General features: G+C 60.5%; 22 protein-coding genes. 11 read left to right on the forward strand and 11 right to left on the reverse strand.

Annotated features, from left to right (window positions below):
- Window positions 1–40: 40 nt before the first annotated feature.
- Window positions 41–1,111: an A/G-specific adenine glycosylase gene (locus tag AAFX04_11310; protein ID MEO1046017.1), complete on the reverse strand. Its 1,071-nt coding sequence runs from the start codon at window positions 1,109–1,111 to the stop codon at window positions 41–43.
- Window positions 1,112–1,139: 28 nt separating this feature from the next.
- On the opposite strand from AAFX04_11310, the gene AAFX04_11315 reads away from it, so the two are divergent.
- The 4 genes from AAFX04_11315 (at window position 1,140) to smc (ending at window position 6,972) form a co-directional block, all read left to right on the forward strand.
- Window positions 1,140–1,784, forward strand: a complete 645-nt coding sequence (locus AAFX04_11315) for a DciA family protein (GenBank protein MEO1046018.1) — start codon at window positions 1,140–1,142, stop codon at window positions 1,782–1,784.
- Window positions 1,785–1,792: 8 nt separating this feature from the next.
- Entirely contained in the window at window positions 1,793–2,521 is a 729-nt protein-coding gene (locus tag AAFX04_11320) for a thioredoxin domain-containing protein (GenBank protein ID MEO1046019.1), read from the forward strand.
- Between the two features lie 84 nt (window positions 2,522–2,605).
- Window positions 2,606–3,352: a thioredoxin domain-containing protein gene (locus tag AAFX04_11325; GenBank protein MEO1046020.1), complete on the forward strand. Its 747-nt coding sequence runs from the start codon at window positions 2,606–2,608 to the stop codon at window positions 3,350–3,352.
- Window positions 3,353–3,474: 122 nt separating this feature from the next.
- Window positions 3,475–6,972, forward strand: coding sequence for a chromosome segregation protein SMC (gene smc / locus AAFX04_11330; GenBank protein ID MEO1046021.1), 3,498 nt, complete (start codon window positions 3,475–3,477; stop codon window positions 6,970–6,972).
- Window positions 6,973–6,974: 2 nt separating this feature from the next.
- Here smc and yghU read toward each other — a convergent pair whose 3' ends face one another.
- Window positions 6,975–7,859 carry a glutathione-dependent disulfide-bond oxidoreductase gene (yghU, locus tag AAFX04_11335; protein ID MEO1046022.1) on the reverse strand — a complete coding sequence of 295 codons (885 nt, stop codon included), beginning with the start codon at window positions 7,857–7,859 and terminating at the stop codon, window positions 6,975–6,977.
- A 102-nt stretch (window positions 7,860–7,961) separates the two neighbouring features.
- Window positions 7,962–8,417, reverse strand: coding sequence for a redox-sensitive transcriptional activator SoxR (gene soxR, locus AAFX04_11340; GenBank protein MEO1046023.1), 456 nt, complete (start codon window positions 8,415–8,417; stop codon window positions 7,962–7,964).
- A gap of 142 nt (window positions 8,418–8,559) precedes the next feature.
- On the opposite strand from soxR, the gene AAFX04_11345 reads away from it, so the two are divergent.
- Window positions 8,560–8,955 (forward strand): VOC family protein, encoded by a 396-nt coding sequence (locus AAFX04_11345; protein MEO1046024.1) that lies wholly within the window; start codon window positions 8,560–8,562, stop codon window positions 8,953–8,955.
- An 18-nt stretch (window positions 8,956–8,973) separates the two neighbouring features.
- Here the strand turns inward: AAFX04_11345 and AAFX04_11350 are convergent, their stop codons facing one another.
- Window positions 8,974–9,768 carry a hypothetical protein gene (locus tag AAFX04_11350; protein ID MEO1046025.1) on the reverse strand — a complete coding sequence of 265 codons (795 nt, stop codon included), beginning with the start codon at window positions 9,766–9,768 and terminating at the stop codon, window positions 8,974–8,976.
- Between the two features lie 24 nt (window positions 9,769–9,792).
- On the reverse strand, window positions 9,793–10,707 hold the full coding sequence (gene ubiA / locus AAFX04_11355; GenBank protein MEO1046026.1) for a 4-hydroxybenzoate octaprenyltransferase: 915 nt from the start codon (window positions 10,705–10,707) through the stop codon (window positions 9,793–9,795).
- A 134-nt stretch (window positions 10,708–10,841) separates the two neighbouring features.
- Here ubiA and AAFX04_11360 point away from each other — a divergent pair, with 134 nt between their 5' ends.
- From AAFX04_11360 to AAFX04_11375, 4 genes are all read left to right on the forward strand, one after another.
- The gene (locus AAFX04_11360) at window positions 10,842–11,606 is read left to right on the forward strand and encodes a 16S rRNA (uracil(1498)-N(3))-methyltransferase (protein MEO1046027.1); all 765 of its coding nucleotides are present in this window, start codon (window positions 10,842–10,844) and stop codon (window positions 11,604–11,606) included.
- A 120-nt stretch (window positions 11,607–11,726) separates the two neighbouring features.
- Window positions 11,727–13,718, forward strand: coding sequence for a proprotein convertase P-domain-containing protein (locus AAFX04_11365; protein MEO1046028.1), 1,992 nt, complete (start codon window positions 11,727–11,729; stop codon window positions 13,716–13,718).
- 78 nt (window positions 13,719–13,796) lie between these two features.
- The gene (locus tag AAFX04_11370) at window positions 13,797–15,185 is read left to right on the forward strand and encodes a glutamate--cysteine ligase (protein ID MEO1046029.1); all 1,389 of its coding nucleotides are present in this window, start codon (window positions 13,797–13,799) and stop codon (window positions 15,183–15,185) included.
- A gap of 225 nt (window positions 15,186–15,410) precedes the next feature.
- A complete protein-coding gene (locus AAFX04_11375; GenBank protein MEO1046030.1) occupies window positions 15,411–17,687 on the forward strand; it encodes a TonB-dependent receptor in 2,277 nt (758 codons plus the stop codon).
- Window positions 17,688–17,768: 81 nt separating this feature from the next.
- Here the strand turns inward: AAFX04_11375 and AAFX04_11380 are convergent, their stop codons facing one another.
- Window positions 17,769–19,226, reverse strand: coding sequence for an isoprenylcysteine carboxylmethyltransferase family protein (locus AAFX04_11380; protein MEO1046031.1), 1,458 nt, complete (start codon window positions 19,224–19,226; stop codon window positions 17,769–17,771).
- A gap of 188 nt (window positions 19,227–19,414) precedes the next feature.
- Between AAFX04_11380 and AAFX04_11385 the strand changes: the two genes are divergently transcribed.
- Together AAFX04_11385 and AAFX04_11390 are read left to right on the forward strand one after the other, a co-directional pair.
- On the forward strand, window positions 19,415–19,756 hold the full coding sequence (locus AAFX04_11385; protein ID MEO1046032.1) for a hypothetical protein: 342 nt from the start codon (window positions 19,415–19,417) through the stop codon (window positions 19,754–19,756).
- Between the two features lie 195 nt (window positions 19,757–19,951).
- Window positions 19,952–20,527, forward strand: coding sequence for a CHAP domain-containing protein (locus AAFX04_11390; GenBank protein MEO1046033.1), 576 nt, complete (start codon window positions 19,952–19,954; stop codon window positions 20,525–20,527).
- A 6-nt stretch (window positions 20,528–20,533) separates the two neighbouring features.
- Here AAFX04_11390 and AAFX04_11395 read toward each other — a convergent pair whose 3' ends face one another.
- From AAFX04_11395 to AAFX04_11415, 5 genes are all read right to left on the reverse strand, one after another.
- Window positions 20,534–20,815 (reverse strand): DUF3297 family protein, encoded by a 282-nt coding sequence (locus AAFX04_11395; GenBank protein MEO1046034.1) that lies wholly within the window; start codon window positions 20,813–20,815, stop codon window positions 20,534–20,536.
- Between the two features lie 82 nt (window positions 20,816–20,897).
- Complete coding sequence (locus tag AAFX04_11400) at window positions 20,898–21,521, reverse strand: DUF805 domain-containing protein (protein MEO1046035.1); 624 nt, start codon at window positions 21,519–21,521, stop codon at window positions 20,898–20,900.
- A 69-nt stretch (window positions 21,522–21,590) separates the two neighbouring features.
- Window positions 21,591–22,787, reverse strand: coding sequence for a putative 2OG-Fe(II) oxygenase (locus tag AAFX04_11405; GenBank protein MEO1046036.1), 1,197 nt, complete (start codon window positions 22,785–22,787; stop codon window positions 21,591–21,593).
- A 39-nt stretch (window positions 22,788–22,826) separates the two neighbouring features.
- Entirely contained in the window at window positions 22,827–22,994 is a 168-nt protein-coding gene (locus AAFX04_11410; GenBank protein MEO1046037.1) for a hypothetical protein, read from the reverse strand.
- Window positions 22,995–23,100: 106 nt separating this feature from the next.
- Complete coding sequence (locus AAFX04_11415; GenBank protein ID MEO1046038.1) at window positions 23,101–23,538, reverse strand: DUF805 domain-containing protein; 438 nt, start codon at window positions 23,536–23,538, stop codon at window positions 23,101–23,103.
- Window positions 23,539–23,606 lie beyond the last annotated feature (68 nt).

The following is a 23,606-nucleotide window of genomic DNA, read 5'->3' on the forward strand; positions in this document are numbered from 1 at the left end:
GGGTTTCGTTTCCATACTGGAATAACGTTCCGAGGGTTTATCAGGCGCTTTTGCGCTTCACCGCCTTGTCGAACAGAGTCGGCAAGCCGGCATTGTCGAGATCATCAACCGGCCACCATATTGCCTCGATGGCATCGGGATCGAACGAGCCGGGAGCCGCCACCATCAGCTGCAGTTCCAATGAAAAGTGGGTGAAGACATGCGCCACCGGCGTGCCATGGCGGCACCACTCGGCATCCACCGGAGGCTGGCCATCACCATCGGTCGCGGCGCGCCAGCCATCATCGGGCAGTGCGCGCATCCCGCCCAGCATACCCCTGGCCGGACGCTCGACCAGCGCGACATGACCCTGCGCCTCAAGCCAATAGGCATGGCCGGTGCGTTGCGGTTTTGCCTTTTTCGGTGCTTTGACCGGAAACCGCACCGGATCAGCATCGTGGCGCGCAGTACAGCATTCGGCCAGCGGGCAGACCAGGCATTTCGCCTCGCGCGCGCGACACAGAGTCGCGCCGAGATCCATCATCGCCTGGGCGAAATCGCCGGCACGGCGCCGCGGCGTGATATTCGCAGCCTGGGTGCGGATCGCCGGACGCGAACCGGGCAAAGGTGCATTGATGGCAAATAGACGCGCTACCACCCGCTCGACATTGGCGTCGACCACTACTGCGTGACGGTCAAAGGCAATGGCGGCGATGGCGGCAGCGGTATAGGTGCCGACGCCCGGCAGTTTCAGCAATTCCGCCTCGTTATCGGGAAAGCGGCCATCATGCTGATTTGCCACCACTCTGGCGCAGGCGACCAGATTGCGCGCCCGGGCATAATAGCCCAGCCCGGCCCAGGCAGCGAGAACATCAGCCTCATCCGCCGCAGCCAATGCCGCAACCGTGGGCCAGCGCCGGGTAAACTCGGCAAAATAGGGTTTGACCGCTGCAACCGTGGTCTGCTGCAGCATGATTTCCGACAGCCAGACATGATAGGGATCGGCGACATTCTGTCCGTCCGGGCTGTTGGGCGGCATGCGCCAGGGCAGGTCACGCGCGTGGCTGTCATACCAGCGCAGCAGCAATGCGGGAATCTTGTCGGTATCGGGAGAGTCAGGCTCGACGGACATGGTGCCGCTATGGCAAAAGCCACTGGCCATGGCCAGTGACTCATCCGACGACAAAAAGCCGAAGAAACGCGCTGTGCGAAAGGGCGGATCAAAATCGCGCATCTATCAGCGCCCACGCGGCGGCGAAGCCAGGCCGATCGCCGATCTGATGCCGGAAATCGGCCGCACCGCCTTTCGCCGCTTCGGTTTCGTACAAAGCTCGGTAGTCACCCGCTGGCCGGAAATTGCCGGGGAGCGCTATTCGGCGATCTCGCTGCCCGAATCCATTCGCTTCCCCAAAGGCAAAAAGTCCGATGGCACGCTGCACCTTACAGTCAGCGGCGCGCATGCGGTGCTGATGCAACATGTCGGGCCGGAGATTATCGAGCGAGTCAACCGCTTTTTCGGCTATCCGGCGGTGGCGCGGATCAAGTTTCGCCAGGGCGATGTCACCCCGCCGCGCAGCAAGCCACAGGTCAAGCCGCCGCGCCCGCTCAAGCCGGTCCCGGTCGAGCTGGGCGATGGCCTGCGGGACATTGGCGATCAGGAGCTGCTGGCGGTGCTGGAATCGCTGGCGCGCGATATTGCCACGGCCGAGGACAGGGATGCCGAAGAAAATACCGATACACCGCCAAATCATGGACATGAATGGCAGAAAAAGGGTATGAGCGACGCGGACGACAGCGACAGATGAGCAGAGATATGAAATCCGGCTTTAAACAGCATCTTCTCAGGACCATGGCAGCCTTGGCCATTACCGTCGGCGGTGCCGCGCTCGGTTCGGCGATGGCGCAGCAATCGGGTGGTGCAGCGCAGAGCAAGGCGGACTGGGCCAAGATGGTGCGCATGTCACCCAGCGGCGGCCATATTCTCGGCAATCCGCTGGCGCGCAACCGGCTGGTGGAATTTGTCAGCTATACCTGCCCCCATTGTGCCGATTATGCCGAACAGTCGGCGCTGGCAATGAAAACCCGCTATATTCCAAAGGGCACAACCAGTGTCGAGGTACGCAATTTTGTCCGCGACCCGTTCGACCTCACCGCCGCACTGTTGGCGCGCTGCGGCAGCAAGGACAAGTTCTTTGGCAATCATGCCGCGATATTGGCGGCGCAGAAAAGCTGGGTCGGCAAGGCCCAGAGTGCTACCCAGGCGCAGCGTCAGAGCTGGGAATCCGCGCCAATGCCGCAGCGCCTGTCACTGATCGCCAAGGACACCGGACTTGCCGCGCTGATGCGCGGGCGCGGTTATAATGACAGCCAGATCACCCAGTGTGTGACTGACCAGAAAGAGATTGCCCTGCTGATCAAGATGACCCAGAGCGCTGCCAACGAAACCAAGATTACCGGGACGCCGAGCTTCATCATCAACGGCGAGTTGGTCGAGAAGACTCATGACTGGCAGACACTGGAACCGAAGCTGAAAGCACTGTAACGCCGGTTCATGACAGGGCATCGCCCATATCACCCGACCAAGACACCATATTACCCGCATCACTTTAGGCATAAGGACTGGATAATGCGCATTTCCGCTTTTCTTTTCACCGCAACCGCCGCGCTGGCATTAGCCGCCTGTTCATCGGAAACCGATAGTGCCGCCGCCGGCGGAGAGATTGCCGAAGCCGAACCGCTGCCGGTGATTCAGGCACCCGAGGGTCAGCAATGGAGCGAGGTTATCACCCAGACCGAAGCCGGTGGCTATCTCATGGGCAACCCCGATGCGCCGATCAAGCTGGTTGAATTTGGCTCGCTGACCTGCGGCGCTTGCGGCAATTTTGCGGCCCAGTCCTTCGCACCACTGCGCGACAATTACATCGCTTCGGGCCGGGTTTCGTTCGAGCTGCGCAATTTCGTCCGCGATCCCATCGACCTGACCATGGCGATGCTGACCCAGTGCGGTGCCGATGCCAGCTACTTCCCGCTCACCGAACAGGTCTTTGCCAACCAGGCCCAGATTCTGCAATCGGCACAGCAGCTCAATCCGTCCATCGGCGAACTGCCGGCCGAGCAGCGCTTTATCGCTATTGCCCAGGGACTCGGTCTCGACCAGTTCTTCGCCCAGCGCGGCATTTCGCAGAACCAGTCGAACAGCTGTCTCGCCGACCCGGCCACTGCCGATAGCCTTGCCAACCAGACGCAGGCGGCGGTGGACGAATTCCGCATCGAAGGCACGCCAACCTTTTTGATCAACGGACAGATGCTCGACTTCAACACCTGGCCCGAGATCGAAACCCGGATTCAGCGCATGGGCGCGCGCGATCAATAACGCTGCCATTGGCATATGGCTGCTTGCAACGCCCGGTTCTTCGCCAAACCGGCTTTTTCCGGGGAAGAATCGGGCGTGACCGTTGCAAATTGGCGAGCGGCATTGTTCGTTCATTCTGAACCATGCTGATCAAGCGCCTGAAACTCTCCGGCTTCAAAAGCTTTGTCGACCCGACCGAATTGCATATCGAGCCGGGGCTGACCGGTATTGTCGGTCCCAATGGCTGCGGCAAATCCAACCTGCTCGAGGCGATTCGCTGGGTGATGGGCGAGAACTCGCCCAAATCCATGCGCGGCGGCGGTATGGAAGATGTCATCTTTGCCGGAACCGAACGCCGCCCGTCGCGCGACTTTGCAGAGGTGACGCTGCTTGCCGAGCGCCAGCGTGGCGACGTTGTGCATCTGCTGGGCGACACCAAGCGCAGCGAAGAAGAGGCCAATGACAATAATCCGCTCTTCGGCGATAGCGACGATCCCGAGCTGGAGATTGTCCGCCGCATCGAACGCGATGCCGGGTCGGCCTATCGCGCCAATGGCCGTGATGTCCGCGCCAAGGATGTGTCGCTGATCTTTGCCGATGCCGCCACCGGGGCGCACTCACCGGCACTGGTGAGTCAGGGACGTATCGCCGCCGCGATTGCCGCCAAGCCTGCGGAACGGCGTCAGATGCTCGAGGAAGCAGCAGGGATCTCCGGCCTGCATGTGCGGCGCAAGGATGCAGAGCAGAAGCTACGCGCCGCCGAAACCAATATGGCACGGCTCGAGGACATCCTCGCCGAACAGGATGCGCGCGCGGCGCATCTGAAAAAACAGGCGCGCGCCGCCGAACGTTACAAGAAGCTGAGCGAGCAGATCCGCACTGCCGAGGCGCGACTGATCTATGCCCGGTGGAAGCTGGCAGCGGACAGCGCCAAGGCCGCAAAAGCCGAGGCAGAAGCCGCCGAGGCGCGGGTCAGTCAGGGCCAGGCCGCGCTGGAAAGTGCGCAGACAAAACAGAATGAAACCACGCGCGCGCTGGCCGATGCCCGCAGCGCCGTCGAGCAAGCACGCCAGCGCAGCAGTGACGCAGCGCACCATCTGGCGACGCTCACTGCCGAGCGCGACCGCGCCGAGGCGCGTCTCGGCGATCTGCAACAACAGGCGAACCGAATCGAGGAAGACCGGGCGCGTGAAGACCGGCTGACCCATGATGCCGCTGCCGCGCTGGAAGCACTGGAAGAAGAAGCAGCGGAACTGGCCGCGAAAATCAAGACGATCGATGCCGATTTACCACAGCGTAAGGCAGCGCATGACAATGCCGAGCGCGCGGTGCGCGAAACCGAGGTCGAACTGGCGCGTGCCAGCGCCGAGGCCGCACGAATCGAAGCCGATATCCGCGTAACCGAGGCGGCGTTCGACAATGCTCGCGGGCAATTGACCGAAGCCGAACGCGCACAGGCTGCTCTGGCCGCAGCCGAAGCGGCACTAGAAGATAACGACGTACTCACCCGCCAATGGGAAGAAGCCAAATCGGCATCGGATGCCGCCGAAAAGGCCATCACCGAGACCGAAGCAAAAGTACAATCTCTGGCCGAGCAACGCACCGCCATGCAACGTGCAAAGCAGGATGCCGAAGCAGAACTGTCCGCAGCGCGCGCTGAATTGAGTGGCCTCAGCCGCGAACATGATGCGCTGGAGCGCGATCTCGCCAAGCGACAAAGTGGCACCAGGCTGATTGACCAGCTGAGCGCTGATAGCGGCTATGAGCGCGCCCTTGCGGCAGCGCTGGGCGATACGCTCAATGCCGGGCTGGCCGATCACGGTGGCGACAATGCGCGCTATTGGTCGGGCCAGGCGAGCGAAGCCCCCGATACCCTGCCCGCAGGCTCCACCCGCCTCGCCGATCATGTCACAGCACCGGCAGAGCTGGCAGCGCGTTTGCAGGCGATACTGGTGTGCGACCGTGATGAAGGACAGGCATTGGCGCCAGGCCAGCGGCTGGTCACGCGTGACGGGGCGCTGCGCCGCTGGGATGGCTATGCAGCGCGCGGCGAACAGTCAGGCGCGGCGGAGCGGCTGGAACGCACCAACAGGCTCGCCGAACTCAAGACAATCATCGCGGGAAATGAAGCGGTGCTGGCGCGGCACCAGACAGCGCTCGACACGGCGCAGACAGCGCTCGAGAACGCACAACAGCAGACCCGCCAAGCCGAGGCCGCGCGCGCCGGCGCGCATGAAACGCATCGCCAGGCATTGCGCGATCTGGACACGGCTGAATTTGCGCGCCAGCGCAATGCCGAGCGACTGGCCGATCTTGGTGAACGGCGCGAACGCAGCGCGAATGCTATGACCAGCGCCAAAGCCGCCCTGGCCGAGGCTGAAGCCGCGCGTGCTGCACTGCCCGATGGTGCGGCACAGAAGCAGCGGCTGGTCGAGATGGAACAACAGAGCGAGACGATGCGCGCGGCGCTGCAAAAGGCACAGGCAGAGCTGGCCGCAGCCGAACAATCGGCAGCACAGACCAGCGAGCGGCTGGCGGTGGTCAAGGCAGAGATACGCGGCTGGCAGGCGCGCTCGGGCGAGGCCGACCAGCGGTTGCAGGAACTCGGCCGCCGCGCCGGGGAAATCAGCGCCGAGCAAAAGCGCATCGCCGAACAGCCGGAAAAGCTCGCCCGCGCCATTGCCGAGGCCGAAGCCAAACGCACCGAGATCGACGCCACGCTCAGCCGCCATATCGAAACGCTCAACACCGCCGAAACCGCAGTCAGCGAAGCCGAGGCCGCCAGCCGTGACATTGCCGAGGCGTTGGCCCAGGCGCGCGAGGGCCGCGCGGCAGCGCGCACCCGGGCGGAAAATGCCGATATGCGCCGCGTCGAAATGGGCCGTATTTCAGGCGAGCGCTTTTCCTGCTCACCCCCGCTGCTGCCCGAAACCTGCGATTTCGACGAAGATGATGTCGGCGAGGCGGAGGCTGAGTCTGCCGAACTCGACCGCCTGACCGCCTCGCGCGAGCGGCTGGGGCCGGTCAATCTGGTCGCTGCCGATGAGCTGGAGGAACTGGCGCTGGAGACCGAAAAGGCACGCACGGAGCAGGAGGATCTGGTCACCGCGATCGCCGAATTGCGCGGCTCGATCGGCAGCCTGAATCGCGAGGGACGCGCCCGGTTGCGCGCTGCCTTTGAAGAAGTGGACAACCATTTCCAGCGGCTGTTCGTGCGGTTGTTCAACGGCGGCAAGGCACATCTGGCGATGATCGACAGCGACGATCCGCTCGAGGCAGGCCTTGAAATCATGGCCCAGCCGCCGGGCAAGAAACTGTCCTCGCTTACCCTGCTCTCGGGCGGCGAACAGGCGCTGACCGCAGTGGCGCTGATCTTCGCGCTGTTCCTCACCAACCCGGCGCCGATCTGCGTCCTCGATGAGGTCGATGCGCCGCTCGACGATGCCAATATCGACCGTTTCTGCGACCTGCTCGACCAGATGGTACGCGAAACCAACACCCGCTATCTGATCGTTACCCACAACGCCGTGACGATGAGCCGGATGCACCGGCTGTTTGGCGTCACCATGATCGAGAAGGGCATCAGCCGGCTGGTCTCGGTCGATCTTGGTGGAGCCGAGGAATTGCTCGCGGCGGAGTAGCGCTACACCGCGACCGGACTTTCGCCGCCAATCTTGTCCTGGGTGCGCAATTCGAAATCGCTGGCGTCGTGGCGCTCGAGCAATTGCTCGGACGGATCGCCAAAAGGCCGGTTGACCATCTTGCCGCGCTTCACCGCCGGGCGCTCGACGAGCATCTTGCTCCAGCGCTGGACATGCTCATAGCCCTGGACCTGAAGAAATTCTCCAGCGCTATAGAGCAGGCCCAGCGCCAGTGCACCATACCAGGGGAAGATGGCAATATCGGCGATGCTGTACTCACTGCCGGCAATATATTCATTGTCGGCCAGCTGGCGGTCGAGCACGTCGAGCTGGCGCTTCACTTCCATGGCGAAGCGGTTGATCGGATATTCCATCTTTGTCGGGGCATAGGCATAGAAATGGCCGAAACCGCCGCCGAGATAGGGCGCGCTGCCCATCTGCCAGAATACCCAGTTCATTACCTCGGTGCGCAGCGGGCCGGATGCGGGCAGAAATGCATCGAATTTTTCGGCAAGGTGGAACAGGATCGAGGCCGATTCGAAGACCCGCACCGGCGTGTCACCGCTGCGGTCCATCATCGCCGGGATCTTGCTGTTCGGGTTGACTGCGACAAAGCCGCTGGAGAACTGCTTGCCCTCCTGGATATTGATCAGCCAGGCATCATATTCGGCACCTTCATGGCCAAGCGCGAGCAATTCCTCGAGCATCACCGTCGCTTTGACCCCATTGGGCGTGCCCAGCGAATAAAGCTGATAGGGATGCTTGCCGACGGGCAGTTCCTTGTCGTGCGTTGCCCCGGCAATCGGCCGGTTGATGCTCGCGAAACGACCGCCGCTCTCGCTGTCCCAGGTCCAGATTTTCGGTGGGATATATTCGGCTTCGGCCATGACGTGATTCCTTTGCTGCTGGGTTTCCCCGTCTACATAGAAACAAGTCGGCGCAACGCCAATACATCGTTACTTTGACGTATCGAGATTGGTTTATCGGTATCAGTCGCCAAGGGCATCACCGAGCACGAACCGGGGGCCGCTGCCCTGTCGCCCGGCACGGTCATCAGGGTTATAAAGCGCGCATTTCTCCAGCGACAGGCAACCACAGCCAATACAGCCATCGAGCCGGTCGCGGGTGCGCTCGAGCATGGCGATACGCGCATCGATCAGTGCGCCAACCCGGGTGGCGATATATGACCAGTCCTGCTTCGTCGGCGCCTGGTCGCGGGGCAGCAGCGCCAGCGCCTCGGCAATTTCCGACAGGCTGAGCCCAAGCTGCTGCGCAATCAGAATGAAGGACAAACGGCGAATATCGGCACGCAGAAAGCGCCTCTGTCCACCGGCACTGCGTACCGGATGGATCAGCCCCTTGCCCTCGTAGAAACGGATGGCGGACACCGAAAGCCCGGTGCGACTGGCCAGATCGCCAATGCTGAGCTGTGATGCTGCCGCCATGAAACACGCCTGTATCGGAGAAAGATAAAGCTTGATCTCACCTTAGGTTGAGGTTGCACAACAGGCAAGAGGAGGTGATTCGGCGGGCTATTCCAAACCCGCCATGCTGCACCTCGTGATTGATGGAGAAAGGACGTGCCTCATGCCCACAGCCGGAACTGCCCGAATAGAACATGTGAACATCACCGTCACCAACCCGAAGCAGACAGCGGATCTGCTGTGCGCGCTTTTTGGCTGGCATATCCGGTGGGAGGGGCCATCAATGCTGGGTGGCCATACGCTGCATGTCGGCGATGACAGCGACTATATCGCTGTCTACAGCAATGACGATGCCACGTCCCCTGTCCGCAAATTTGCCAAGGGCCAGCCGCTGAATCATATCGGTATTGTCGTCGACGATCTCGACGCCATCGAACAAAAGGTCATCGCCGCCGGCCTCAAGCCCTTTTCGCATGGCGATTATGACCCTGGACGCCGCTTCTATTTCTTCGACCCGGACGGGATCGAATATGAGATAGTCAGCTATCGCACGCAGTGAACTGCAAACTGCTGCGGGCTATTTCCTGACCCGCCAGTCCTTCCGATAAGTCGATTCCTCGGTATATTTTCGTTTCGCTGCGTCCTGCTGCTCAGCCAGTTCGGCCTCAGTCGATAGCCGTGCTCTACTGTCCTTCAACAGCGTATCGCGACGGATCGGGATGAGCTGGGCGATCGGTGTACCGGCGGGCAGATGGAAATCACCGATCGGCCCGGTCCAGGCAAAGGGGAGGTTAACCGTGGTGTCGAAACGGTCGCAATCGACAAAGCCGGAAAAGCAGGTGAAGGGCAGGTCAGGCCGGCTGAGCGGCTGAGAGAACAGCACCGAATAGCCATTGGGCACCTTTATCCGCCACGGATTGATGAATTTGAGCGGCATCGTTGACTCGAACGGCGGATTGGGCGCGCCAATCTGGCCGGGATGATGCTGCTCGACCGGCTGGAACGGGACATCGGGGTGCCATCCCATCTGGATCGACACCCGGTCCTCGGGGATGCGGAACTGGACATCGAAAGGCAGCGGAAGGACGAAGCCAAGCGAAAAGGCATCGGTCATTGGCAGGCATGCCTTGGCGGTGAGGCCGGGCAGACCATGCGCATCGTCCATGCCCATTTCGCGCTCCAGCCGCTTGAACCAGTCGGGTGCGAAACGGATGGCGCGTTCGGGTGCCGGGATCAGTCCCTGCAATGCCGGATCGCAGAGAAATTCGATCTGGTTTTCGGAGGAGGTTGGTGCCGCGCCCGCAGAACTGGCCGGGGCGGGAGCAGGGCTGGCGCTGTCGCCATAGTTGAAGCGGATTTTGAAATCGCTCACATCTTTCCCCTGTCCGGTCTCCGCTTATCCCGCCAGCCCCAGCGTCGCACAGGCGAGGAACATGAACAAGCCGGCATTGCGGTTGGAGCGGAATTTGGCCAGCGGATCGCCCGGGTCTTCGGGTTTCAGCGTCGCCACCTGCCACAACAGGTGCAGCGTCACCGGCAGCAGCGCCGCCAGCCCCAGCATATCGGGCCGCTTCAGCCACAGCGCCAGCGCCCATAGTCCGATGGCGGCAATATAGCATAGCGCCACCCCCAAGCGCACCGAGCCGCCCATGGCGCGGGCGCTCGAGCGGATGCCGACCAGCGCATCATCCTCGACATCCTGCAGCGCATAAATGGTGTCATAGCCGATGACCCAGGCGATGCAGCCGCCGTAAAGCGCCAGCACCATCGGCGGCAGCGCGCCGCTGACACTGGCCCCGGCGACCAGCGCGCCCCAGCTGAACACCATGCCAAGCCAGGCCTGGGGCCACCAGGTGATCCGCTTCATGAACGGATAGGCGGCGACCAACGCCAGGCTGGCGAGCGCAATGCCCTGGGCCAGCAACGGCAGTTGCAACAGCACCACCAGCCCGATCAGGCAGAGCGCCACCAACCACATCCAGGCCGCGCGCAGCGACACCGCACCGCTGGGCAATGGGCGGCTGCGGGTGCGCGCCACCTGCGCATCGAGATCGCGGTCGACAATATCATTATAGACACAGCCCGCGCCGCGCATCGCGATGCTGCCGAGCAGGAACCACAGCAATAACGGCCAGTGATCGCGCACATCGCCCGCCAGCGCGGTGGCAAAGGCACAGGGCCAGAACAGCAGCCACCAGCCAATCGGTCGGTCAAATCGTGCCAGCAGCGCATAGGGCCGTGCTGCGGCGGGCAGCAAGCCGAGCAATCCGCGATATTCGCTATCGGGTGTGATCTGATTAGTTTCCGCCATAACCGTTCGTTTCGTGCGCAGTCGAGAAACGGTAACGAGAGCATGTCTCGACTTCGCCCGACATGAGCGGCATTAAGGAAATGATTGGACAAAGGCAAAGAAAAGCCCCGAGAAGCGTCAGGACAGGAGAACAGATGCCCGCAACCCCCGCCTGGCCACCGCAGTCACTGCCGCGGCTCTATGTTGCCCAGCCGCTTTCGGTCGGTCTCGAGGTTGTGCTGCAGGGCAATCCAGCGCATTATCTGGCGCATGTGCTGCGGCTGTCGGTCGATGCCCAACTGGTATTGTTCGACAATATCAGCGGCGAATATCTCGCCAGTATTACCGAAGTGAAGAAACGATCAGTCACATTGATCGCCGAGGAATGGATTCGCGAACGCGAAAGCGTCCCCGATCTGTGGCTCTGCGCCGCCCCGATAAAGCGCGAGCGCTGGCATTTCATGGCGGAAAAGGCATGCGAACTCGGCATTGACCGCTTCTGCCCGGTGCGCACGGAGCGCACCATGGGGGATCGTATCCGGCTCGACAAGCTCGAGATGCATATGATCGAAGCGGCGGAACAGTGCGAACGCACTGCCCTGCCCGCTGTTGCGCCGATACAGGACCTGCCCATCATGCTGGAAAAATGGCCCTCAGGACGACAGCTGTTTTTCGCTGATGAACGGCTGCATGAAAGCGGCGAAGGCGGCTTTGCCAATGCTGTCGCGGCGCATCCGGGCCCGGCGGCGATCCTGATCGGCCCCGAAGGCGGTTTCAGCGACGCCGAGAACAGCCTGATCCGCAACCACCCGCAAGCGGTAGCGGTATCGCTCGGCCCCCGCATATTGCGCGCTGAAACGGCGGCACTGGCAGCAATCAGCCTGTGGATGGCCGAGGCAGGCGACTGGGCAGCGCGTTAACCTTTACGCCCTGATGACCTGATTTTACACGTCGAGACCCACGCAAAGCCGGGGGTGTTTATGATTAATCAACCATTTGGGACGATAATTCACCGTTGACCAGATGGGGATTTTGATTTGATGAGGCAGCGATCCCGACTGTCCGGCGTCTGCCCGGCGGGTGCCAGAGCCGGTGCGAGCGCGCTTTTTGCGCTGATCCTTCTGTGCCTGATGCCAAGTGCGGCATGGGCGCAGACGGTCAACAGTTATGTCAACAGCACCGATGGCGCGATCAACAGCGGCACATCATGCACCAGCCCGCTGGTGCGTAATTTCAACGTCACCGACAATTTCACCATATCCGATGTCGATATCGGCGTTTTCGCCACCCATTCATGGCGCGGCGACATCCGGCTGACTTTACAGTCACCCAGCGGCACCAGAGTACAGCTGACCAATGGCAATACCAACAATCTGAGCGGCGATAATTTCAACGTCCGCCTTAACGACGAGGGTACCCAGCTGGTCAATACCGATGGCAATACCGTCAACCATTCGACCGTGACACCGCCGCCTTTCCAGAATGATTTCATCCCCAATAGCGCACTGAGCGCCTTTGACGGCGAGAACAGCAATGGCACATGGCGGCTTGAAATCTGCGACCTGTTTACTGGTGCCGATGATGGTCTGTTCCAGCATGCAGAGCTTTACCTGACCGAGCCGGCGGCAAACTCTGCCGACCTTTCGCTCAGCATGGGCGTCAGCAACAGCAATCCGACCAGCGGCAGCCAGGTCATCTATACCCTGACTGTGTCCAATGAGGCTTCATCGTCGCTATCAGCCAATGGCGTGCAGGTCCGCAAGAACCTGCCTGTCGGTGTCAGCTTTGTCAGCACCAGCGGCACCGGCAGCTATGATCCGGCAACCGGCATCTGGACCGTCGGCACCATAGCACCGGGTGGGTCAGCCACGATCAACATTACCGTCAATGTCGATGCCGGGGCGAGCGCAACTGTCACCAGCAGCGCAGAGATCATTGCCTCTTCGGCACCGGACCCGGATTCGACGCCCGATAACGGTTCTACCAATGAAGATGACGATGATACCGCCCAGTTCACCGTGCAGGGCACGCGAACCGCAGGGACGCCACCGGCGCTGATATGCCCGGCCGGGTCAAACCTGTTCGACTGGGACGGGCGCAGCTGGCCCAATGGCAGCCTCGACAATACCTATGCGCTGACCGGGCTCGGCGATATCCGTTTCCTGATCACCAATGACGGCACATTTCTCAACAATGCCGCCTTTGGTGGCCAGACACCCTTGTTGCAATCGGTCATTGATGGCGGCAATCCGGGACAGACACAGCTGCTGCTGCTGACCAATATGAACAACCAGTCGGATGAGGCAGTCACCACTATCACCCTGCCGAGCGCGGTCGACGGGGCGCAATTCGTCATCGCCGATGTCGACCATGCCGCCAACCAGTTCGCTGACCGGGTGGAGGTGACCGGGAGCTTCAACGGGGCACCGGTGATACCGACACTGACCAATGGCATTGCCAACTTCGTCATCGGCAACAGCGCCTTTGGCGATGCCGGGGCCGACAGCGATACGGCCAATGGCAATGTCACGGTGACCTTTGACAGCCCGGTGGACACCATTGTCATCCGCTATGGCAACCACAATTTCAACATTCCGGCCGATCCCGGCCAGCAGGGCATCACCATTCAGGATATTAATCTGTGCGCCCCGACAACCACCCTTTCGGTCACCAAGATTTCGCAGGTGCTCGATGATGCCGTGAACAGCAGCAATCCCAAGGCGATCCCCGGGGCAACGCTGCGTTACTGCATATTGATCAGCAACAGCGGCAGCGCGACGGCGGAGAATATCATTGCCAGCGACAATATTCCCGCAACCGTGAGCTATGTCGCGGGAAGCCTGCAGACCGGCAGCGAATGTTCGGGCAGTCTGACAGCGGAAGACGATGATGCGGCAGGCGCCGATGAGAGCGATCCCTTTGGCGCCTCATTCGACGCCGGTGCATCGGTGAAAGGCCAGATTACCGGCACCGCCAGCGCGCTCGGCCCCAATGCCAATCTGGCGATCATCTTCAATGTTACCGTCGACTGATTTGCATCGGCAATGCAAGGTCGTTTCGCGAACAAAATAACGCTGGAATCATGGCTTGCCAGACCCTAAGGCTCAGCCATGAGCACCCGTACATCTGGCCCCTCCGACAGCCCGGTCATCGAAGATATCGCACAGCTTTGCGAGCCGATGCAGCGCGGCGAAAAACCCAAAGACAAATGGCGCATCGGCACTGAGCACGAAAAATTCGTGTTCTGCCGTCAGGACCGCCATGCGCCGAGCTATGATGAGCCCGGCGGCATTCGCGACCTGCTGATGGCACTCACCGAATTTGGCTGGGAGCCAGTGATTGAGCGCGGCGCCGATGGCATCGACAATGTCATCGCGATGCACGGACCCGATGGCACGGTCAGCCTGGAACCGGCGGGGCAGCTTGAACTGTCGGGCGCGCCGCTTGAGCATCTGCATGAGACCTGCAACGAGACCGGCCGCCATCTTGAGCAGGTCAAGGCGATCGGCGACAAGACCGGCAAGGGCTTTCTCGGTCTCGGCATGTGGCCGGACAAACGCCGCGAAGACCTTCCGGTTATGCCCAAGGGGCGCTACAAAATCATGATGCGCCACATGCCCAAGGTCGGCAATCTGGGTCTCGACATGATGCTGCGCACCTGCACCATCCAGGTCAATCTCGACTATTCATCCGAAGCCGATATGGCGCAGAAATTCCGTGTCGGGCTGGCGCTGCAGCCTCTGGCCACGGCGCTGTTCGCCAACTCGCCCTTCACCGAGGGGAAGCCCAATGGCTATCTCTCCTATCGCAGCCATATCTGGTCCGATACCGACCCGGCCCGCACCGGGATGCTGCCTTTCGTCTTCGAAGAGGGTTTCGGCTACCAGCGCTATGTCGACTATATGCTCGACGTGCCGATGTATTTCGTCCACCGTGACGGACAATATATCGACGCGGCCGGACAGAGCTTCCGCGATTTTCTCAAAGGCAGGCTCCCCGCGCTCCCCGGCGAGCGCCCGACCATGGATGACTGGAACGACCATCTCTCCACCGCCTTTCCCGAGGTACGGCTGAAATCCTTCCTCGAGATGCGCGGTGCCGATGGCGGGCCGTGGAACCGCATCTGCGCCCTGCCTGCCTTATGGGTCGGCCTGCTCTACGATCAAAGCGCGCTCGATACCGCTTGGGATCTGGTCAGGGGCTGGTCGATGGAAGCGCGCCAGACACTGCGCGACAGCGTTCCGAAAATGGGTTTCGATGCGCCGCTGGGCGATGGCCGCACCCTCCGCGACATAGCCGGACCGGTGCTCGATATTGCAGCCGCGGGACTTGCCAGCCGCAACCGGCTCAATAGCAGCGGCGACAATGAGACCGGCTTTCTCGAACCGCTGCGCGACATTGTGAACCGGGGACGGACACCGGCAGAACAGGTGCTGGCGCTCTATCACAGCGAATGGGCCGGTGATGTCGACCATATTTACGAGGCCATGAGCTTCTGAATAACGGAACCGCCAGCAATGCGGCGCAACATGATACTCAAAAAGTAACATAAATGACACAATAGCCGCATGAAATAGCAATAATCCCCATGATTCTGGGGCGCTCAGCTTGACCGCAGTGCAGCATTTTTTCAGGTCTCCCAGATAACGGGGGCATTAATGATCTCCGCATAATCCCGATTACATCGATTATCGTCACGCTGCCCTGACAGGAGATTGCAGATCATGCGTTCCCATATCCAGAAAACCGCCTTCCGCGCCGTGCTCGCCTCTGCACTGGCGACCTCTTCACTTACCGCCATGCCGGCCATGGCCCAGCAGGGCGATGATGATGTTGCTACCGATGATCAGGGGCTGGACGTGCTTATCGTTTCGGCACAGCGCCGCGACGAGGACATTCAGGACGTGCCGCTGTCGGTATCGATCCTCAACGATGAGGCGCTCGACGTATTGTCTTCGGGCGGTGCCGATATCCGCTCGCTGGCAGGCCGTGTCCCGGCGCTCAACATCGAGAGCTCCTTCGGCCGAACCTTCCCGCGTTTCTATATTCGCGGTCTCGGCAACACCGATTTCGACCTCAATGCATCGCAGCCGGTCAGCCTGGTCTATGACGATGTGGTCCTGGAAAATCCAATCCTCAAAGGCTTTCCCGTGTTCGACCTGGAGCGCGTCGAGGTGCTGCGCGGCCCGCAAGGCACATTGTTCGGCCGCAACACCCCTGCCGGTATCGTCAAGTTCGACACCGTCAAGCCGGGTGAGACCGGCGGCTATGCCCGCGCCAGTGTCGGCAGCTTTGGTTCGGCGAATATCCAGGCCGCTGTGGGCGTTGCCGATGACAGTGGCTTCTCGGTCCGCGCCTCGGGCTCCTATCAGCGGCGCAGCAACTGGATCGACAATGTCGATGCCCCGGGAGACGACAATCTTGGTGGTTTCGATGACATCGCCGCGCGTATCCAGCTGCAATATGAGAGTGGCGGCTTTACCGGACGGCTGTTCGGCCAGACCCGCATTTTCGACGGCACTGCCATCGTCTTCCGCGCCAATGCGCTCGAACCCGGCACTGGCAACCTGATCGGCATTGGCGGACCTGGCACCGATTTCAGCCGCCGCGAGACCCGCGCCGATGGTATCAACTTCCAGCGGCTCGAACTGTACAATGTCGGCGGCGCACTGGAATATGATTTCGGCGGTGTCACGCTTTACTCAATCACCTCCTACTGGAACGGCAATTTGTTCAGCCGCGGCGATATCGATGGTGGCTTCGGCAACCAGTTTGCGCCGGCGCAGGGTCCGGGCTTTATTCCGTTCAGTGCCCAGACCCAGGACAATGTGCCCAGTCTCGACCAGTTCACCCAGGAACTGCGCCTCGCCAGCAATGGTGACGGCCCGCTATCCTATCAGTTCGGCTTCTTCTATTTCAGCGAGAATCTCGACATTGAGACTTTCGACTTTGGCGGACCGCAAGATGTTATCCCTTCTGCCGTTGCGCTGCAGCGCCAGGAAAGCGAAGCCTTCGGCATTTTCGGCTCGGTCAGCTATGCCTTTGACAACGGCCTGACCCTGCAGGCCGGTGCGCGCTACAATGATGACTCGCGTGATTTTGTCGCTTCGCGCCCGGTCGACACTCGTCCCGGCTTTCTCGGCTTTGGCGGACCGGTTGCACCGATCACCAACAATGTCGATGCCAATCTGCTGACATGGGACCTCAGCGCGGTCTATGAAGTCAATCCGGACGTCAACATCTTTGCCCGCGCCGCGCGCGGCTATCGTGCGCCGTCAATCCAGGGTCGCCTCGCTTTTGGACGCACCACCTCGGTGGCTGACTCCGAACGTACCATGTCCTATGAGGCAGGTATCAAGTCGACCCTGTTTGGCGGCCTCGCCCGGTTCAACCTCACCGCCTATTATTCCAACACCGAAGACCTGCAGCTTACCGCTGTTGGCGGCGGCACCAATTTCAATACGCTGCTCAATGCGGCCGATGTGGAAAGCTATGGTTTCGAGGCTGAGTTGCAGGCCCGTCCCGCCGATGGTCTCGACCTCAGCATCGGCATCGGCTTCAACGAGAATGAAATCCAGGATCCGCAGTTGCAGACTCAGGTTTGCGCCGCACCCTGCACCGTCCTCGATCCGATCGTTGCCCCCGGCATCGCCTCGATCGACGGCAACCGCCTGCCCCAGTCGCCACGCTGGACGGTTAACTGGACCGCAGGCTATGCGCACCCCGTCGGCGGCGGTGAACTCTATGTCTTTACCGACTGGTACTATCGCAGCCGGATTCAGTTCTTCCTCTATAATTCGGTTGAATTTGCCGATGACAATCTGCTCGAGGGCGGCCTGCGCTTCGGTTATCGCACCCAGGATGGCAAGTTCGACCTAGCCGCCTTCGCGCGTAACATCACCAACGACACTTCGGCCGTTGGCGGTATCGACTTCAACAACCTGACCGCTTTCGTCAACGAACCGCGTATCTTCGGCGTGGAAATCGGAACCCGGTTCTAAGCTGCAACGACAGCCAAATCAAAAGGGCCCGTGGCGCATGGCGCTGCGGGCCCTTTTGATTTGGCATGTCCTGATTAAAGCCTATTCCGCCGGGGCGACATCGTCTGTGGCGCTGCCGCTATCGGGTTTTCCCTGCGGCGCAACCGGCTGCGGCCTGCGCCAGCCGACAAGCCGACCAGCCAGCGCGTTGATGCTGCGTGGGATCATGGCATTGCGGTCCATCCAAGCGGCATAGGCGGCGTAATCGGGATCAGCCATAAGATGCTTTTCCTCGGTACGGGCGCGCCAGTAATACACGCCGCTGACCAGCGCCAGCAAAGCCGTATTACGCACCATATCGGTGAACGAACCGCTGGTGGTGAGAAATGGCAGCGTCGCCAGCCACCAATAGAGATTTTTCGCCAGATAGGCCGGGTGCTTGGTCCAGCCATAGGGACCATGCGTCAGAATGCCGCGATGGGTGAGGTTGGAGAAGCGCAAGCCGAAGGCGACCGTGGCCCAGGCATAAACAGCGGTCAGGAACACCAGCGCCGCCCCCCAGACGATCAGCAGCGGCGTATTGCCGGCAAACCAATAGGCCCAGTCGGCGGTATTGACATGGTAGTTGAGCGGGCCGCCATCACCCATCAGGATGAACGGCGGATAGCAGATCAGTGCCGCCAGCCAGCCGGCAAGATAGGGATTGGCGGTGCGGATATGCGCATCGAGCGGCTTCATCGTCAGCATATAGCCGACGGTGGCAAACTGCACATCAACAACGAACATGGCAATGATCAGCCAATGTGCGATCAGCACCGGGTTGCCGATGATATCAGCCAGACGCAGCTGCACGATATCGGCAAAACCGCCGGGCACGATCGAGATCATGAAGGCGAGGAAGAAGCCCTTGACCAGCCAACTGCGCGCATGGTTGGCAATCGCTTCACGATCCCATCCCGCCTGGCCACAGAGCATCGCGCCAAAATGCCAGGCGCCGTCCTTCGGTTCGACCAGATAGCGATCGAGCCAGATAACATAGGGGATCGACCCGATGAACAGCAGCGGTGCCAGCGTGGTGAACACCTCCATCGAGAACACATATTGCCCGGCCCAATACCAGCGTGAAATGGCATAGATGGCGGCTATGATCGCCCAGGTCGCCCATAGCCCGGCGAGCTTGATCTGGCTGATGTCCATGACTTCGGACACCGGGCGGGGAGCCGACCAGTCGATACCGGTAGAAGCACGGCGGTGCACCTTGTCGACGAGCAGCGACCAGACGACCATCGCCACACCACAGAATATCGTCGCCATCAGCGCCGAATAGGGGCCCGAGGCACGCTCTGGCAGGAATGTCATACCGAACAGTTCCGGGCCGATGCCCAGCATGGTCATGACGGCTCCGAAATTGCGGGCGATCATGATCCACAGTACCAGCCCGGCAAGGCCGGCAATGCCGACACCATGGCCGACGGCACTTTGCGGGCGCGGATCACCTTTGCGATGCTTTCCGGAATCCCCTTCGGACAGCCGCAAGGGCTGCCGCGCATCGTCTGCCATGGGCGGAATATTGTCCATGACTGCCAGTTTAACCGTAAATGGTAAGCAAGCCATGAATAATATTCCGCCCATGCCTTGACCGGCAGAGTGAGGACGTACCGCCCGCCAATGATGCCCCCGGGTTAAAAGCCTCTTTTGAAAGCCCTGCCTTTCAGGCCTTTATGGAATCCCCGGCGATGGAAACCGCGATGATGGATACCCCCGCGATAGACAAAGCCGTTTTTGAAGCCTTTACGGAAGCCGCGCTTGCGGAAATGACGCCCGCGAAAGCCGCGTCCCCTGAAGCCGCGTCCGCGAAAACTACGGCCCCGCGCTATGCGACGGCCACCTCGGATACCACGTCCACGGCGCAGTTCCGACTTGTCCTCGACTTGGGTGGCGCCGGGCGCAATATCGACGACCGGCACGGCAAAAGACTTTGTAGTGCTGACAGGTACCGCAGCCTGCGCCGTCGGACCGAGGGCGAGAAAGGCGAATGCACCAGCGAAAGTGAGAGCAATTCTGTTCATGTTTACTATCTCCTGAATTAACAGGTCATTCGCAGAGCAGCCCCGGCTCGTTACACCGGCAGTGCCAATCCTTCTCCCTGTCCCAATCGCCGCCCAGCCCGCCGCTCCCGGTTTGCCGGATTTTAACGGTCCTGGACTAAGATCATCGTCATGGGGAAACAGTTTTACCGGCGTACCGTCTTTCGGGCGCGCACTACAGCTATTGCTACAGGATTGATGATGGTCGCGCTCGCCGCGCCTGTCTCGGCCAATGGTGACGGCTATCTGCAATGCGTGCCCTATGCGCGCCAGCAGTCGGGCATCAGCATCTATGGCGATGCCCATACCTGGTGGCACCAGGCAGGCGGGCGCTATGCCCGGGGCAATCAACCAGCGGTCGGCGCGGTGCTGGCTTTCCGTCCCATCGGGCGGATGCGGCTTGGCCATGTCGCCACGGTCAGCGCGATTGTCGATGATCGCACCATCCTGCTCGACCATGCCAACTGGTCGCCGATCAACGGTCGGCGTGGCCAGATTGAGCGCGATGTCAGAGCTGTTGACGTATCGCCCGCCAATGACTGGTCACAGGTGCGGGTATGGTATGCACCGATCAATGACCTCGGCACTACACGCTATCCGGTGCATGGCTTTATCTACAATGCACCGCCCGGAATGATTCCGGATGCCACATCCCGGCCCGATAACCCGCAACGGATTTATACCGCCACTACGCGCGAGCCACAGACTCCGGCAGAGCCCACCGATCCGCTGGGCGAACTGCTCGGGAAACTGGATATCGGCACGGCCGAGTAAGGACGCTCAGCCGGCCTTGGCCACCGGGGCGTCATCGCCCAGATCTTCGTACCAGGCTTCGACCGGACCGTTGATCCTGATCGTCAGCGGACGTCCCTTGCGGTCGAGCGTCTTGCCCGCCTGCACCCGAATCCAGCCCTCGGAAATGCAATATTCCTCAACTGTGGTCTTGCGCTCGCCCTTGAAGCGGATGCCGATACCACGGCCCAGCTTTTCCGGATCATAATGAGGGCTGCCGGGATGCACGGCGAGGCGATCGGGGGGAATGTCGGACGCATTATCGGTCATGGAACAAACTCGCTACTGGATGATGCGAGGCTGTTTATGCGCTGTGCAGCCAGGCTGCAAGGCGCATCTGACCAGCAGCGACTCAGGCAAAAACCATTTCGTAATTATCCGCGGATTTCGGATCGCCACCATATCGGTTGTCCCCCTTCTGACCCGGCATGAACATAACCACCAGAAAGATGATCGCGACAATACCGCCGACAAAAGGCAACATGGTAAGTCCATAATAGAGCAGCAGATACCAGCCGCTAAAGCCGACATCGTGAAGCCGACGCACGGTTACCGCCAGATTGGGAATAAAGGTCGCAAGCCACCAGATCGCCAGCAGGAAAATACTGGTCGATCCGACAAGCAATTCGGTCAGCGCATCGTCGCCAAGGCCGCCATCGTCGAAGCTGCTGTCGTTGAACACATTCTGTGCAGGGCCGATAGGCGCATCCGGCGCGGGCGAGGAGCAAAAGGGTTCGCATTTGCGCTTTCCCACTGCGGCGCTTGCATCCGCCAGCTGGACATAGGATTGGCTTCGGCTCGAAAAGGAACCCATCTCGCCACTGGTTGCCACTATGGACATCAGCGACGCCAGGATCGGCGCGATCAGCGCGAAAGTGACAACCAGGTTGAGCAGCTGGAAACACCAATATTCCCGCCGCCGCGAACGGCCCGAAAATTCTGCATAACGCCGGAACGGCAGGATAAACCAATGCATTACAGGCCCCTCACGCTGTGAAGGATTGTGTGTAACAGGGGAGTGTCAAACAGCCGTTAACACGCAACTTTACTTGCGGGACGGCACAATATCGAACGAAATACAGATGCGCTCTTCTTCAAGGCCATGCGGCCATGTGCGGTGATGTAGCCAGGACGGGAACAGCAGCAGCATGCCTGGTGCCGGATGAATAATCTTCTCACCCAGCTTCTCGGATGCCCCTTCCCCCAGCAAGCGTTCCGACCAGCCAAAGCCGATAGCTCCCGCCTTGTCCGTGCCATGTACTATCGTTTCGGGCACCGCGCTGTAATAGACACCGCTGATCCAGCCATCGGCATGCACATGCCATTTCTCATGGCCTTGTGCTCCGGTCAGCACCGCCCAGGGAGAAATGCGCGCGGTTTCAGGACGCCGCTCTTCGAAGAACTGGTGCGGCGGCAAATCCGCGAGTGCGCGCAGATGATCTTCCACCATATCGGCGATCCGGTCGAGCAGCCGCTTCACCATCGGGCCGTTGCGCATATAGAGTTCGTCGATCCGCCAGCTATTGCTGCTGGCACGCAGGGAATTTTCATAGCGTAGCGACGGATGGCGCTTCAGTTCATCATTGAGTCGGTCGTTGAACGCGGCCAGATCGGCAAATCCCTCTGGTGGTTCCAGCGATGTCTGGCGCAACAATGTTTCTTCACCGCGGATCGCCCGGGCTTCATCTTCGCGCCCAAGTGCCGCCAGAGCAGTAACATAGCTTGCCACCAACCGCGGTTGCCGTCCCCCTTTGGCGATCAGCTTCTCGGATTGGGCGAGCAGAGCGGCAAAGTTGCCGGTATCGGCCTGGATCACGGCATATTTGCGGATCGCGGTCGAATAGGTCGGATCAATTGCCAGCGCATCGAGCAGCCGCTCGCTGGCCGCATCATAATCGCCGCGTCGGCGCAGGATATCGCCAAGTTCGACCAGCACCCGCGATTGCAGCGCGTCGTCGAGGGGCCGGTCGAGCAGATGGCGCAACAGCGTTTCCGCTTCTGCTTGATGATCCAGGGTATCAGATCCGCGCAGGGCTCTTGCAGCCAGAAGCTGTGTCGCGGCTGTGGTATTGGCTTCGCCGATGTTCCGATAAAGTGCGACAGCCTCGTCAAACCGGTCGAGACGCAACAACAGATCGATTATCTGCCATTTCTGCTTTGTCGAAGGGGTGGCAATCGCCTGCAAAAGCGTCAGACGCTGCTGCAGGTTGAGCGTAATCGGCGATGGCAGGTCAGGACGCATTATCGGCCGACCTGTGGCAGAAAGAGTCTATGCCAATAATCAGCTGTCGCCGGTCTCACCTCCCATGCCATCAATTCCTCCACCAAGAGCACCCTCAATCGCCAGCATGTCAACCTCCAGCTCGGTGAGTGCCGGCGGAGACCAGCTGCGCTTGAGGGTTACTGAATCGGTGGTTTCGGTCTGACGGCGCGTGTCACTGTTCTTCATATATTTGCTCCGGGGGCTGAGTAAGGGACTGTAGCGAAAACGCTAAGCATATCGTGACGATTCTGCGACCCCTAAATGGTCAACTGCCATGCCGCAGCGAGGCAGATCAGGAAAATACCTCTTCCACATCGCCACCGGCGCCTTTGGGATCGGGGCCGAAGCGATTGGGGCCACGCGTTCCCTCAAGGCACATGAACACCAGAATAATGATGCCGCCCACCAACGGAATAAATCCCAGCAGTACAAACCAGCCCGATTTATCCTGATCATGAAAACGCCGCACCTGTACGGCAAGGCTCGGAATCATGATCCCCAGGACAAATAGCCACAATAGCGGCCCCCCATCGTAATTCGCGCTGTAATTGGCGTTGTAGCCATCGCTTTCATATGTCGATGTTCCTATGCCGAGACCAAGAGCGTTCTCGATTATGGCGACAATAATGGCAGCGATCATGATCAGCAGGAAGAACATCCAATATTCCTTGCGCCGCGACCGGCCCTGAAAATCGGCATAGCGTTTCAGGGGCATGATCATCCATTCCATCATTATTGCCTTTCCTTGAGTGTCAAATTCAGGTTCTGAATAGCATTTGCAGCGGATTATACCAGTGC

Source organism: Pseudomonadota bacterium (assembly GCA_039818985.1).
Classification (GTDB): Bacteria; Pseudomonadota; Alphaproteobacteria; order Sphingomonadales; family Sphingomonadaceae; genus Alterisphingorhabdus.

Excerpts from the sequence above, each read along its gene's own strand:
- AAFX04_11365 (MEO1046028.1), top strand. The coding sequence starts at position 11,727 with ATGAGGCAGCGATCCCGACTGTCCGGCGTCTGCCCGGCGGGTGCCAGA.
- AAFX04_11325 (MEO1046020.1), top strand. The coding sequence starts at position 2,606 with ATGCGCATTTCCGCTTTTCTTTTCACCGCAACCGCCGCGCTGGCATTA.
- yghU (MEO1046022.1), bottom strand. The coding sequence starts at position 7,859 with ATGGCCGAAGCCGAATATATCCCACCGAAAATCTGGACCTGGGACAGC.
- AAFX04_11410 (MEO1046037.1), bottom strand. The coding sequence starts at position 22,994 with ATGAAGAACAGTGACACGCGCCGTCAGACCGAAACCACCGATTCAGTA.
- AAFX04_11380 (MEO1046031.1), bottom strand. The coding sequence starts at position 19,226 with ATGGCAGACGATGCGCGGCAGCCCTTGCGGCTGTCCGAAGGGGATTCC.
- soxR (MEO1046023.1), bottom strand. The coding sequence starts at position 8,417 with ATGGCGGCAGCATCACAGCTCAGCATTGGCGATCTGGCCAGTCGCACC.
- AAFX04_11405 (MEO1046036.1), bottom strand. The coding sequence starts at position 22,787 with ATGCGTCCTGACCTGCCATCGCCGATTACGCTCAACCTGCAGCAGCGT.
- AAFX04_11320 (MEO1046019.1), top strand. The coding sequence starts at position 1,793 with ATGAAATCCGGCTTTAAACAGCATCTTCTCAGGACCATGGCAGCCTTG.
- AAFX04_11310 (MEO1046017.1), bottom strand. The coding sequence starts at position 1,111 with ATGTCCGTCGAGCCTGACTCTCCCGATACCGACAAGATTCCCGCATTG.
- AAFX04_11360 (MEO1046027.1), top strand. The coding sequence starts at position 10,842 with ATGCCCGCAACCCCCGCCTGGCCACCGCAGTCACTGCCGCGGCTCTAT.
- AAFX04_11415 (MEO1046038.1), bottom strand. The coding sequence starts at position 23,538 with ATGGAATGGATGATCATGCCCCTGAAACGCTATGCCGATTTTCAGGGC.
- AAFX04_11385 (MEO1046032.1), top strand. The coding sequence starts at position 19,415 with ATGATGGATACCCCCGCGATAGACAAAGCCGTTTTTGAAGCCTTTACG.
- AAFX04_11390 (MEO1046033.1), top strand. The coding sequence starts at position 19,952 with ATGATGGTCGCGCTCGCCGCGCCTGTCTCGGCCAATGGTGACGGCTAT.
- AAFX04_11315 (MEO1046018.1), top strand. The coding sequence starts at position 1,140 with ATGGCCAGTGACTCATCCGACGACAAAAAGCCGAAGAAACGCGCTGTG.
- AAFX04_11395 (MEO1046034.1), bottom strand. The coding sequence starts at position 20,815 with ATGACCGATAATGCGTCCGACATTCCCCCCGATCGCCTCGCCGTGCAT.
- smc (MEO1046021.1), top strand. The coding sequence starts at position 3,475 with ATGCTGATCAAGCGCCTGAAACTCTCCGGCTTCAAAAGCTTTGTCGAC.
- AAFX04_11345 (MEO1046024.1), top strand. The coding sequence starts at position 8,560 with ATGCCCACAGCCGGAACTGCCCGAATAGAACATGTGAACATCACCGTC.
- AAFX04_11375 (MEO1046030.1), top strand. The coding sequence starts at position 15,411 with ATGCGTTCCCATATCCAGAAAACCGCCTTCCGCGCCGTGCTCGCCTCT.
- AAFX04_11370 (MEO1046029.1), top strand. The coding sequence starts at position 13,797 with ATGAGCACCCGTACATCTGGCCCCTCCGACAGCCCGGTCATCGAAGAT.
- ubiA (MEO1046026.1), bottom strand. The coding sequence starts at position 10,707 with ATGGCGGAAACTAATCAGATCACACCCGATAGCGAATATCGCGGATTG.
- AAFX04_11400 (MEO1046035.1), bottom strand. The coding sequence starts at position 21,521 with ATGCATTGGTTTATCCTGCCGTTCCGGCGTTATGCAGAATTTTCGGGC.